The organism is Paludisphaera soli (assembly GCF_011064595.1).
GTDB lineage: Bacteria > Planctomycetota > Planctomycetia > Isosphaerales > Isosphaeraceae > Paludisphaera > Paludisphaera soli.
In genome coordinates this window covers 41,233-54,030 of sequence record NZ_JAALJI010000015.1, presented here as the reverse complement: position 1 = coordinate 54,030, position 12,798 = coordinate 41,233, and the positions used below count along the sequence as shown (strand labels likewise).

Annotated in this window: 8 protein-coding genes; 4 read left to right on the top strand and 4 right to left on the bottom strand. The window is 71.2% G+C overall.

The window, feature by feature from the left end:
• Window positions 1-96 precede the first annotated feature (96 nt).
• The 3 genes from G6O68_RS18600 to G6O68_RS18590 all read left to right on the top strand — a co-directional run bounded on the left by G6O68_RS18600 (window position 97) and on the right by G6O68_RS18590 (window position 2,366).
• Entirely contained in the window at window positions 97-996 is a 900-nt protein-coding gene (locus G6O68_RS18600) for a ThuA domain-containing protein (RefSeq protein WP_165250140.1), read from the top strand.
• Between the two features lie 265 nt (window positions 997-1,261).
• Window positions 1,262-1,750, top strand: a complete 489-nt coding sequence (locus G6O68_RS18595; protein ID WP_165250139.1) for a hypothetical protein — start codon at window positions 1,262-1,264, stop codon at window positions 1,748-1,750.
• A 28-nt stretch (window positions 1,751-1,778) separates the two neighbouring features.
• Window positions 1,779-2,366, top strand: a complete 588-nt coding sequence (locus G6O68_RS18590; protein ID WP_206108137.1) for a hypothetical protein — start codon at window positions 1,779-1,781, stop codon at window positions 2,364-2,366.
• A 22-nt stretch (window positions 2,367-2,388) separates the two neighbouring features.
• Here the strand turns inward: G6O68_RS18590 and G6O68_RS18585 are convergent, their stop codons facing one another.
• Window positions 2,389-3,768, bottom strand: coding sequence for a HEAT repeat domain-containing protein (locus tag G6O68_RS18585; RefSeq protein ID WP_165250138.1), 1,380 nt, complete (start codon window positions 3,766-3,768; stop codon window positions 2,389-2,391).
• A gap of 373 nt (window positions 3,769-4,141) precedes the next feature.
• Here G6O68_RS18585 and G6O68_RS18580 point away from each other — a divergent pair, with 373 nt between their 5' ends.
• Window positions 4,142-6,514 carry an ATP-binding cassette domain-containing protein gene (locus tag G6O68_RS18580; RefSeq protein WP_165250137.1) on the top strand — a complete coding sequence of 791 codons (2,373 nt, stop codon included), beginning with the start codon at window positions 4,142-4,144 and terminating at the stop codon, window positions 6,512-6,514.
• Window positions 6,515-6,533: 19 nt separating this feature from the next.
• Here the strand turns inward: G6O68_RS18580 and G6O68_RS18575 are convergent, their stop codons facing one another.
• The 3 genes from G6O68_RS18575 to G6O68_RS18565 all read right to left on the bottom strand — a co-directional run bounded on the left by G6O68_RS18575 (window position 6,534) and on the right by G6O68_RS18565 (window position 12,767).
• Window positions 6,534-6,959: a hypothetical protein gene (locus G6O68_RS18575; RefSeq protein WP_165250136.1), complete on the bottom strand. Its 426-nt coding sequence runs from the start codon at window positions 6,957-6,959 to the stop codon at window positions 6,534-6,536.
• 86 nt (window positions 6,960-7,045) lie between these two features.
• Window positions 7,046-10,270 (bottom strand): amidohydrolase family protein, encoded by a 3,225-nt coding sequence (locus G6O68_RS18570; protein WP_240911388.1) that lies wholly within the window; start codon window positions 10,268-10,270, stop codon window positions 7,046-7,048.
• 103 nt (window positions 10,271-10,373) lie between these two features.
• Complete coding sequence (locus G6O68_RS18565) at window positions 10,374-12,767, bottom strand: efflux RND transporter permease subunit (protein ID WP_240911387.1); 2,394 nt, start codon at window positions 12,765-12,767, stop codon at window positions 10,374-10,376.
• Window positions 12,768-12,798 lie beyond the last annotated feature (31 nt).

The window sequence follows — 12,798 nt, the reverse complement described above, 5'->3', positions numbered from 1 at the left end:
GGCGTCCGGGGCGGAGTACAAGGGAGGGTCGGGACGCGGCGTCGGGCCGATTCGCCCCGCCTCGCCAGCCTCCCCTTGCGCAGGAGAACCGCAGACATGTCGCGAAACATCAACCGTCGAGATCTGCTCGCGAGCGCGGGCGCCGCCTGGCTGGGCTCGGGCGTCCTCTCCCGGGCCCTCGGGGCGACGGCCAGGGCCCCCAAGAAGGTGCTCTACTTCACCAAGAGCTCGGGCTTCCCGCACTCGGTCGTCACCCGCCAGGGGGACGCCCCGGCGCACTCGGAGAAGATCCTCACCGAGATCGGCAAGGCGCACGGCTTCGAGGTCGTCGCCTCCAAGGACGGCCGGCTGTTCGAACCCGACAAGATCGGCGAGTGGGACGGCTTCGTCTTCTACACCACCGGCGACCTGACCACGCCCGGCACCGACAAGACGCCCCCGCTCTCGGCCGACGGCGAGAAGGCCCTCTACGACGCCATCCGGGGCGGCAAGGGCTTCGTCGGCATGCACTGCGCCACCGACACCTTCGGCCACCACGGCGCGCGCAACAAGGGGGCCGAGGACCCGTTCATCCAGATGATCGGCGGCGAGTTCGTCTCGCACGGCCCGCAGCAAGTGGCGACTCAGGCCGTCGTCGACCCCAAGTTCCCCGGCCTGGCCGACGGCTTCGGCAAGGCCTCGTCGTTCGACATCAACGACGAGTGGTACGCGCTGAAGAACATGCCCGACGACCTGCACGTGATCCTCGTGCAGAAGACCGAGGGGATGAATGGCTTCATGTACAACCGCCCCGACTTCCCCTCCACCTGGGCCCGCAAGCACGGCGACGGCCGCGTCTTCTACACCTCGATGGGCCACCGCGAGGACGTCTGGACCAACCCCAACTACCAGGGCCTCCTCCTCGGCGCCCTCGCCTGGACCACCGGCCTCGCCGACGCCGACGTCACCCCCAACGTCAAGGAAGTCACCCCCGGCTACGACAAGCTGACGCGGTGACGAACCTGCCCAATGTCCGCCCCCCTCAACACGGTGAGGGGGGCGGCGCGAGGATGCGGGAGCCGAGTGGAGGTCGCCGGGCGTGGGCGTCTATATCCAGTGTTTCGCGGAAGTCCTGGTCGAGGGAGCCTGGCTCTTCCCCGGAGAGTGGGTGCCGAATCCGCAATATGAAGATCCGCTCTGGACGGAAATGACGGGCCCCGATCCGAGGCATTGGCCGCACGATCGACCCGAGGATCGGGATCCGCACGCCGAGAGGGAATTCATGCCGAGGCCGCTGTTCGAGTCTTATTCGAAAGAACTGGCGGCCATCCTCACGGGCGCGGGGGACGTCATCCGGTCGAGCGAACCGTATACGCCCGTCGTCCCGCGTCGCGGCCTCCCGTCGGACCTTTCGCAGCATCTCTCCGACTGGCTCCGCCCTCTGGAGCACGACGACTCGGTTCACGCGAGTTGGTTCACCCGCGCCGAGTTGGGGGCTTTCGGCTGGGAGACGCGGATCATGAGGCGTCGGGCGATGGTCGATCCCCGCGTCGCCGGGCTCTTCGCCGGTTGCCCGCGGGGCTTTCCCGCGTCGAGCTGGCCGAAGGACCTCCCCATTTCCTACGCCGGCTGGCGGCGGGACGGCATCACGGTGGAATGGCTGGAATCCTACGCCGAGATCGCTCCCGACTTTCATGAGGACGTGCCGCCCCGCCTGGCGGCTCTCGGGTCGCCCGAGGGCGTCCGGCTCGTCGTGGCTTCGTACTGGTGACGATCGCGAGGACTTGAGAGGACGTGGCATGGGGCCTTCGTCGGAGACGCCGAGCCTGATCATCGAGCCCGCCGGGTCGAAGGACACCGGCGTTTGCGAATGCTGCGGCCACCACAGCCGCCGGGTCTGGGGCTTCGTCGCAACGCCCGACGCCGCCGTCGCCGCCTATTACGTCCACTCGACGCTGGGCCGGGTCGTCGAGCATGGGGCGACTTTCGACGTCGTCCTCGGCGCGTGGGGCGAGGGGACTTCGGGGGCCGACCGGTCGGTCGTCTCGCTCCTTTACCGCCTGGCCGAGGATGGTCCCGGATTCATGGTCGTCGACGCGGAAGGGCGGATCGACGACCCGAACGTCGCTTCCAAGGCCCTGCGGCGAGACGAGGTCGTGGGCCGGCCGATCGCCCGCCAGGTGTTCGCGATCACGGACGCGATCTTGGAGCAGGACGGCCGGGTCGCCGAACTCCTCGGCCGCGACCCCATCCCACCAGCCGACGCGGTGCCGGGGCACCGGCCGGCTCGGCTCACCGAACGAGAAGCCTCATCCCTCAGGAAGCGACGTTGGTGGGAATTCTGGTCGAGGTCCGAACTCCTTGACCTCGAAGACCGACGGCCGTGATCGACCGGAGTTCACGCCAGGTTCACGGGGCCGCAGTTGGCAGCCGCGGGGGAGCCTCGACTGCGCTCAAGGTCCGCGTGGCGGCCTCCTGGATGTACGGGTCGGCGTCGGCCTGGAGGCGTTGCAAGTCCGGGATCGCCGGCGCGGCTTGCGGGCCGAACGGCTCCAGGGCCTGGGCGGCGGCGATTCGAAGGCCCTGGGCGTCGGATCGGAGCGCCTCGGTCAGGGCGGCGACGGCGGCCGGGGCCTCGGCCCGGCCCGGGGCGATGCGGCCTAGGGCCTGCACGGCGGCTGTGCCGTCATAGGAAAAATCCTCCTTTGCGGCCGCTTCCCGAATCGCCGTGATGAGCGCGGGGACGGCCGCCTCCGCATCGCTCCCCATCGACTCCAGGGCGGTCGCCGCGGCGGCTCGCATGTGGGCACGATCCGACCGCAGGGCGGCGGCCAGGGCGGCGACGACTTCGCCCGACGACGACGTGCCGGGGGCGAGACGCGTGAGCGCCTGAGAGGACGCATTGGTCAGATTCCCCTTCGTCGAGAAGGCGTCGGTCGCGTCGTCGGTCGCGGGACTGCTCGCGAAGGCGGCGAGAAGCTCGGGGATCGCTTCCGAAGCGTCCGCCCCCATGCCGCCGAGGATGGCTGCGGCCGCGACGCGGGATCGGGAGTCGGGCCCCTTGAGCCTCGCGACGAGGTCCGGGACGGCGGCTCGCGAGGGCCGTAAACCTGGCCCCGCGCCAGCCGCGCCGAGCAGGCCGTCGTCGCGCTCGACCAGCCGGAAATAGGCCGGGATCGCCAGGTCGGATCCGCCAGAGAAGCTCGGCACGGCCGCGACGGCGGCGGCTTGCACGTCCGGGGAAGGGTCGTCGAGGGCGGCGACGAGCCTCGGCGGCGGCGCGGAGCCCGTCCGCCGGCCGAGGATCGCCAGCGTCCGCACGGCCGCCAATCGGACGGCCAGGTCGGGGTCGTCGAAGGCTTGCAACGCGCCCGCCCTCGCGGCCTGGAGCCCATCGCTCGGCAGGTCGGGAGAAAGGTGCTCGACGCGGGCGAGGGGATCGGCGGCGATCGTGTCGGTGATCCGGCCGATGGACTGGACGGCCAGCTCCCGGACGTGCGGCTCGGGGTCGTCGAGCGTTCCGGCAAGCGCCGCGAGCGCCATGCCGGCCTCGTCGACCGGGACGTTCCCCAGGGCCGCCGCCGCGTTTTGGCGCGCGGTGGCGTCGGCGTCCCGCAGGGCCTGGATCTCGGCCCGCGCACCGCCCTGCATCGCCTCGTACCAGGGTCGCCCCACGATCCAGTAGGCGGCCCCGAGGGCCAGGGCCGCGACGACGACCTTCGCCGCGAGTTGGAAGCCGCCGGCCGCCTGGACTCGACCCGAATCCCAGGCGTCAGGAACGTCTAACATTCAAGCCCTCCGCTCCCGCTCTCGATCGGAGACTTCAAGGACGACCCGCCTCGAACTCCAACGACACTGCACGGAGCGTAATCGTCTCAAGGTCGTCGAGAGGCGGCGATCGAGGTGCCACGGGGTCTTCCAACCTGTGGCACCCGAGGTCCTTCCGCCGGAAGTCGGGGGAGTTGAGCGAGGAGCCTCACTCCAACCCGCCCTCGACGATGGCCCGGCGGGCTCGGTTGGTCAAGACGATGGCCGGAAGAACCGTCCCCTCCGGTTGACCGATGGACGCCTCTTCATCATGATCGGCACGCGCCGCGGGCGTCCCGATCCAGCCGGGGGGCCTCCTTACAAACCGTCGATCCTCGATTTGAAGAGCGCAAGCATGGCATCCTCCAGCCCAAACCCGGCCGACGCCCACGACCTGATCCGCGTGCAGGGGGCGCGGGTGAACAACCTGAAGGACGTCAGCGTCGCGATCCCCAAGCGGCGGCTGACGGTGTTCACGGGCGTTTCGGGGTCGGGGAAGTCGTCGCTGGTGTTCGGCACCATCGCGGCGGAGTCGCAGCGGCTCATCAACGAGACCTACAGCGCGTTCGTGCAGGGTTTCATGCCGTCGCTGGCCCGGCCCGAGGTCGACGTTCTGGAGGGGCTGACGACGGCGATCCTCGTCGATCAGGAGCGGATGGGTGCCAACTCCCGGTCGACGGTCGGCACGGCGACCGACGCCAACGCGATGCTGCGGGTGCTGTTCAGCCGCCTCGGCCGGCCGCACGTCGGCTCGTCCAACGCCTTCTCGTTCAACGTCCCTTCGGTCCGCGCCGTCGGGCAGATCTCGGTCGAGAAGGGGGAGGGGAAGAAGTCCGAGAAGGTCACGTACACCGTCAACGGCGGCATGTGCCCGCGATGCGAGGGGATGGGGTCGGTCAGCGACATCGACCCGTCGCAGCTCTTCGACGAGAGCAAGTCGCTCAACCAGGGGGCCCTGACGATCCCGGGCTACAACGTCGACGGCTGGTACGTGCGCATCTTCTCGGCCTCGGGATTCCTCGATCCCGACAAGCCGATCAAGAAGTACACGAAGCAGGAGCGCCACGACTTCCTCCACAAGGAGCCGACCAAGGTCAAGATCGACAACATCAACATGACTTACGAGGGGCTGATCCCCAAGATCCGGAAGTCGTTCCTGTCGAAGGACGTGGACGCCCTGCAGCCGCACATCCGCGCGTTCGTGGAGCGGGCCGTGGCATTCGCCCCTTGCCCCGACTGCGGCGGGACCCGACTGAACGCGGCCGCCCGCTCGTCGAAGATCGCCGGTATCAACATCGCCGAGGCGTGCGCGATGCAGATCAGCGACCTGGCCGCGTGGGTGCGCGGGCTTGAGGAGCCGTCGGTCGCGCCGCTGCTGGCGTCGCTGCGGGACACGCTCGACTCGTTCGTAGAGATCGGGCTGGGCTACCTCAGCCTCGACCGGCCGTCCGGGACGCTCTCGGGGGGCGAGGCCCAGCGTACCAAGATGATCCGCCACCTCGGTTCGTCGCTCACGGACGTGACCTACGTCTTCGACGAGCCGACGGTCGGGCTGCACCCGCACGACATCCGGCGGATGAACGACCTGCTGCTGCGCCTCCGCGACAAGGGGAACACCATCCTCGTCGTCGAGCACAAGCCGGAGATGATCGCCGTCGCCGACCACGTCGTCGACCTCGGCCCCGGCGCGGGATCGGGCGGCGGCGAGGTGGTCTTCGAGGGGACCGTCGACGAGCTGCGGGCCAGCGACACCCTCACCGGGCGGCACCTGAACGACCGGGCCGCGTTGAAGCCGAAGGTCCGGAAGCCGACGGGGTCGATCCCGGTGCGCGGGGCTCGCACGCACAACCTCCAGGGGGTCGACGTCGACATCCCGCTGGGCGTGCTGGTGGTGGTGACCGGCGTGGCCGGTTCGGGCAAGAGTTCGCTGATCCACGGCTCGGTGTCCGGCCGGGACGGCGTGGTGTCGATCGACCAGGCCCCGATCCGAGGCTCGCGGCGGAGCAACCCGGCGACGTACACCGACCTGCTGGAGCCGATCCGCAAGGCGTTCGCGAAGGCCAACGGCGTGAAGCCGGCCCTCTTCAGCGCCAACTCCGAGGGAGCGTGCCCGACCTGCAACGGCGCCGGGGTGATCTACACGGACCTCGCGATGATGGCCGGCGTCGCCACGGCCTGCGAGGACTGCGAGGGCCGGCGGTTCCAGGCGTCGGTGCTGGAGTATCGGCTCGGCGGGCTGAACATCGCCGAGGTGCTCGACCTGCCGGCCGCCGCCGCGGCCGAGTTCTTCGGCGCGGGCGAGGCCCGAACGCCGGCCGCGCACGCGATCCTCCGGCGCCTGGCCGACGTGGGGCTCGGCTACCTGCGGCTCGGCCAGCCGCTCACCACGCTGTCGGGCGGCGAGCGGCAGCGGCTCAAGCTGGCGACCCACATGGGCGCCGACGGCGGCGTCTACGTGCTCGACGAGCCGACCACCGGGCTCCACCTGGCGGACCTCGAACAACTCCTCGGGCTGCTGGACCGGCTGGTGGATTCCGGCAAGTCGGTCATCGTGATCGAGCACCACCAGTCGGTCATGGCGCACGCCGACTGGATCATCGACCTCGGGCCGGGCGCCGGCCACGACGGCGGGCGGGTCGTGTTCGAAGGCACACCCGCCGACCTGGTCGCCGCGAGGTCGACGCTGACCGGCGAGCACCTGGCGGAGTTCGTCGGCGACTCGCGTTGAACGCGCCCGGGGATCTCGTTCAACGCGACCGTCCGTCCGGGCGGCGGGCTTCCGCGACGAGGCCCGCCAGGATGCCTCCGAGCGTGGCGAAGCCCAGGGAGGCGACGGCGGTCCCCCACCAGCCCATCCCCCGGTGGACGCCGAAGCGAAAGCTGAGGAACGCCCCGGCCGCGACGCCGAGGGCGACCCCCGCCCAGACGAGCCGGCTCCAGATCCCGGCCTGATGACGAGAGCAAACCCTGGCGAGGCCCGACGCGAAGCCGATCATGGCGCCCACCGGGGCCCCGCAGAAGAGCCCCGCCATATATTGACCATACCCCGCCTGCCACGGCTCGCCGCCGGGACGCTGCATCGACGCGGCCACGACGGCGAGGCCGAAGAACCCGAGCGTCGTCCCCAGGGCCGCCGAGCCGAGGATCAGAAGGAAGGCCTGGAGCCATCGCATGGACTCGCCTCGTCCCGAGGGATCGGGCGGTCGGACGTCGACCGCGACGGCTCATCATCATACACGTCCGGGCCGTCGGCCGTCGCTTACGGACGGGCCGCCTCGAACGCCACCTCGCCGTCGACGATCGTGTACTTGACCTTGGCGGTCAGGACGTCGGCGGGGGGGGACTGGAACAGGTCGCGGTCGAAGACGGTGAGGTCGGCTCGGAAGCCCGGCTTGAGGACGCCGAGGCGGTCCTCGGCGAAGGCGGCGTAGGCGGATCCGGCGGTGAAGGCGCGGAGGGTCTCGTCGAGGCTCATCCGCTGGTCCGGGTGCCAGCCGCCGGCGGGGGAGCCGTCGGCCTCCTGGCGGGTGAGGGCGGCGTAGAGGCCCCACTGGGGGTCGACGACCTCGACGGGGAAATCGCTGCCGAACGCCAGGCGGACGCCCGCGTCGAGGAACCAGCGCCAGGCGTAGGCACCGTCGACGCGGCCGGGGCCGAGGCGGGCGTCGGCCCAGCGCAGGTCGTCGCTGGCGTGCGAGGGCTGCATCGACGCGATCACCCCCAGGGCGGCGAAGCGCGGCACGTCTTCCTTGCGGACCACCTGCGCGTGCTCGATCCGGAGCCTCGGGTCGGCCGCTTCCGGGACGGCCTTCCGCGCGGCGGCGAAGGCGTCGAGCACGAGGGCGTTCCCCTTGTCGCCGATCGCGTGGACGGCCACCTGCCAGCCGTTCTTCAGGGCGGCGACGGTCGTCTTCTCCAGCGTCTCGGGGTCGATGAGGAGGAGCCCCGTGTTGTGCGGGTCGTCGGCGTAGGGCTCGAACAGGAGCGCCCCGCGCGAGCCCATCGCGCCGTCGATGAACAGCTTGATCGCCCGCATCTCGAACCGGCCCCCCGAAGGCGACGCCGGCGGCTTGCTCACGAACTCGACCTCGCGGCCCGAAGGGGGCGAGGCCATCGCGTAGACCCGGATCTTCAGCAGCCCCTCGCGGTCCAGCTCGGCGAAGACCTCGGCCTCGCTGCGCGAGACCCCGGCGTCGTGGATCCCCGTCAGGCCGTAGGCGAGGATGCGGTCCTGCGCCGCGAGGGTCCGCTTTCGGAGGTCTTCGCGCGAGGCGGGGGGGACGACGCGGCCGACCAGGCCCATCGCGCCGTCGATGAAGACGCCCGAGGGCCGGCCGTCGGGCAGGCGGTGGATCTGGCCGTCCGACGGCGGCTGCGACTTGGCGTCGACCTCCGCGCGCTTCATGGCCTCGGTGTTCGCCCAGCCGGCGTGGCCGTCGACCCGCGAGAGCCAGACCGGCCGGTCGGGCGAGGCGGCGTCGAGGGTCGAGGCGTCCGGGAACTCGCCGCCGGGCCAGAGGCTCTGGTCCCAGTTCGCCCCCAGGACCCAGGCGTCGGCCGGCAGCGTCGCGGCGTGCTCCTTGATCCTCCTCGCCACCTCGTCGAGCGTCTTCACGCCGCGAAGGTCGAGCTGGAGCAGGCTGGCGCCGAGCATCTCGATGTGGCCGTGGGCGTCCACCAGGCCGGGCGTGGCGAGCGTGCCGGGGGCCTCGATCACGCGGGTCGACGGCCCCTTCCAGGCGAGGACCTCCTCGCGCGAGCCGACGGCGACGATCGCGCCGTCGCGGGTCGCGAGGGCCTCGGCCCAGGGCTTCGCCTTGTCGCCCGTCCAGATGCGGCCGGGGAGCAGGACCACGTCGGCCGGGCCGTCCTGCCGGAGCCGGAGCGCGCGGCCGGGGAGCTTGGCGTCGGCGGCGGGGAATTCGGGACGCTTGCCCTCGTCGATGAGGGGCACGCCGTTGACGAAGACGTAGCGCGCCCCTTCGGCGTACTTCTGAGGCTCGTCGAAGGTCGCGGCGTCGCGGAAGGTCTTGGGGTCGAAGACGACGAGGTCGGCGAAGGCGCCGGGGCGGACGACGCCGCGGTCGCGCAGGCCGAGGATCGAGGCGGGGAGCCCGGCGTTGGCGCGGATCGCGTGTTCGAGGGTGATGACGCGGTCGTCCTCGGCGTAGCGGATCTTGCGCGGGAAGGTGCCGAACGAGCGCGGGTGGGGGCGGTTGGCGTCGTTCAGCTCGCCGCGGGCGCCGCCGTCTGAGGCGGTGGCGACGAAGTCGGACTGCATGACGGCCCGGACGTCGTCCTCGCTCATGCTGAAGTTGATCGCCTGCGTGCCGCCGTGGCGTTGGACGTCCAGGACGACTTCGAGAGGGGTCGTCCCTTCCTCCTTGGCGATCGTCTCCAGGTCCTTGCCGACGCGGCTGGGCTTGGGTGCGTAGGTGGTCAGGCGGATCGCCGCGCCCCCCATGCGGGATTCCAGCTCGCGGAGGATCTCCTCGCGGAGCTTCGGCCCTTGCACGGGGTCGTCGGCGATCTGCGCGAACTCTTCCTTGCTGACGCGGACGGCCCAGTGGGGGACGACCATCGCGCCGAGCGACGTGCTGGAGGCGACGTACGGATACTGGTCGGCGCTGGCGGCCCGCCCATTGGCGCGGGCGTCGGCGATCTTCGCCAGGGCCTGGGCGGTCTTGCCCCAGTTGCGCCGGCCGCTGGCCTTGAGGTGCGAGACGTGCACCGGCGCGCCGGATTGCTCGCCGATCGCCAGGGCTTCGTCGACGGCGTCCAGGAGACCGTCCTCCTCGGTGCGGATGTGGCTGGCGTAGATCCCGCCGTAGCCGTGGACGAGCTTCGCCAGCTCGACCAGCTCGGGCGTGCGGCCGTATCGGCTGGGGACGTAGATGAGCCCCGTCGACATCCCCCACGCGCCGGCGTCCATCGCCGCCTTCGCCAGCTCCTTGAGCCGGGCCGTCTCGTCGCGGGTCGGCTCGCGGTCCTCGACGCCCAGCACGGCGCGGCGGAGCGAGCCGTGGGGGATCAGGTGGACGACGTTCGAGCCCGCGCCGCGGGCGTCGATCTTGTCGAAGTACGCCTTCACGTCGATCGGTCCCGAGCCGCAGTTGCCGGTGACGATCGTGGTGACGCCCTGGGTGATGTAGTTGAGGTTGAGCCGGGCCTTGTCGGCGACGATGCCGTCGTCGGAGTGGGTGTGGAGGTCGATGAAGCCGGGCGCGACGACCAGGCCCGAGGCGTCGACGGTCCGGACGCGGGCCGTGCCGGCGAGGTCGCCGACGGCGATCACGCGGTCCCCCTTGATCGCCACGTCGGCCCGTCGTCGGGGGGCGCCGGAGCCGTCGATCAGGACGCCCCCTTGGATCACCACGTCGGCCGGGGTCTCGTCGGCCCTCGCGGCGACGGCCGCCCAGCACGCCAGCCCCAGGGCGATCGCCGGCGCGACGCGCAGGCCCCGTATTCGTCCACCCATGCTCATGCGAGGATCCTCTTTCCGCTTCGGTGCGTCCCGGCCGCCGCTCCTGGCTGCGCGGCGGCGGACTTCCGAGATTACCCGCTCCGCGCGGGCCGGCGGAAGGGGATCACGGCGACGCGATCGGGACCGGGGCCGGCGTGGGAGGCTTCGCCGACGGGCTCGGCCGTCGTCGTCGTTCGATCAGCGTCAGGCAGGCGGGGAGCAGCAGCAGGTTCCCCAGCGTGCTGCCCGCCGTGGCGACGGCGACCATCGTGCCGAAGTTCACGAACGGCTCGAACTCGCTCGTCCGGAGCGCCAGGAAACCGACGGCCACCGCCAGGCTGGAGAGCAACACCCCCGGCCCGGAGACCGCGTAGCTGGCGAACAGGCTGCGGCGGAACCCCCGCTTGCGGCGCAGCTTGTGGTACTGGATCAGGCAGTGGAACGTGTCGTCCACCGAGAGCCCCAGGGCCACGCTGGCGACCAGCGCCGTGGCGATGTCCAGCTTGATCGAGAGCCAGCCCATCAGGCCCAGCACCAGGCCGACCGACAGGAGCGTCGGCAGCAGGGCCAGGGCGGCGAGCGTCGGGCTGCGGAAGGCGATTGTGAGCATCGCCAGGATGCCGAAGGCCGACCAGGCGAAGGTGCTCCACTGGGTCGCCACCACCCCCTCGGTCGTCTTCGTCATCAGGAACGAAAGGCCGGTGAGGTAGGCCTCCGGGCCGAACTCGGCGCGGGCGGCGTCCTCGGCGCGGCGGAAGATCGACGCCTTGGTCGCGGCCGGCTGCTGCTCCAGCAGGCGGACGAGGATCCGGGCTCGCTTCTCCTCCGGATTCCAGAAGCTCCGCAGCAGCGACGCCTGGGGCGAGGCCTCGATCAACGCCAGCTTGTCGGCCAGGACGCGGGCGCGGGCGTCGGGGGCCAGCTCGGCGATGCGGCCGTCGGGGTCGAGCACGGTCGCCAGCGAGAGCACCTGGGCCACGGCCCCCGGGCGGCCGGGCTCCAGGCCGCGGATGACGTCGCCGGCGCGGTCGAGCTTGCCGAGGGTCTCGGGGTCGATGGTCGTCCCGATGGGCGCGATGATCTCGACCAGGCCGATGCCGCCGAGCTTGGCCTCGACCGCCTTGTAGTCGCCGACGACCCGCGTCTCGGGCTTGAACAGGTTGATGTAGTTGGTTTCATACGTCAGCCGGAACATCCCGAAGGCCGGCGGGATGGTGGCCAGGGCGAGGATCGCCACGACGATCGCCGGCCGGCGGTGGACCAGCAGGGTCAGCCGGTTCATCGCGGCGGAGACCCGCGACTTGGAGCCCTGGCGGACCGGGATCTCCATCGGGAAGGGGGGCAGCATGGCGACGGGGGCGAGGGCCATGACGAGCACCGCGGCCGTCAGCGTGCAGGAGCCCAGGATCGCCCCGAACTGCTGGATCGGCATCACGTTGCTCGTCACCAGCGCGAGGTAGCCGACGGCCCCGGTGACGGCCGTCCAGAGGATCGGCGTGGAGACCGTCTTGAGGGTCAGCCGCGCGGCGGTGCGGGCCGGCAGGCGGCGGCGGTCGTCGCGGAAGTGGATCGCCAGGTGGCTGGCCGCCGGCATCGTCAGGACGATGATCTGGGCCACCAACGGCCCCCCCGAGAGCGAGAGCCGGATGCCGAAGGCGTGCAGCAGGGTCTCGGTCGCCAGCCAGACCGTCCAGCCGGAGACGATCGGCACGATCGCCCACCAGACGCTCCGCACGGCCGAGAGCGTCACCAGGGCGATCAGGAACATCCCCACCGCCGCCAGCCGCCGGCCGTCGATCTCGATCGACGCGAAGCCGTCGGCGAGCAGCACCGGCGGGCCCACCACCGCCGGCCGGGCGATTCCATGCCGCTCGGCGAAGGCGTCGGCCTCCTCGCGAAGCCGGCGGACAGTCTCGACCACGTCGTGATCGGCGGTCTTCCGCAGCCGGGCGACCACCGCCGTGGACGTGCCGCTCGGGTCGATCAGGGTGCCGACGAACAGGGGGTTCTTCGTCAGCCGCTCCCGGATCGAAGCGGCTCGCGCGGGATCGGCCGCTCGCACGGCCCCGCCGACGGTCATGCTGTTGCTCTTCAGGTCGATGTTGCCGACCGCCTTCCGCGCCGCGTCCATCGCCATCCGACGCGCGAAGTTCGGCATCTTGTCGAGCGCCAGCAGGGCGTCGTCCAGGGCCCAGACGAGCGGCATGGCGTCGAGCGACTCGATCCGCTGCACGCCGGGAATCTGATCGGGCGCGACGGCCGCGGCCAGCTCGGCGACGCGGTCCACCCCGGCCGGGCTGACGACCTCGGGATCGTCGTAGACGAGGAAGACGAAGTTGTCGTCGCCGAACGTCCCGGCGGCGTCCTGGTAGACGAGCATCGCCGGGTCGTCGTCGGCGAAGAACGAGCTGATCGACTGCTCATAGCCGACGTGTTCGCCGAAGACGATCAGGTAGGCCAGCAGCGCGAGCACGATCGAACCGAGGACGTAGCGGGACCGCAGCAGGATGTCGATCACGGGGGCGAGGACCCTTCTCGGGGGAAACGGA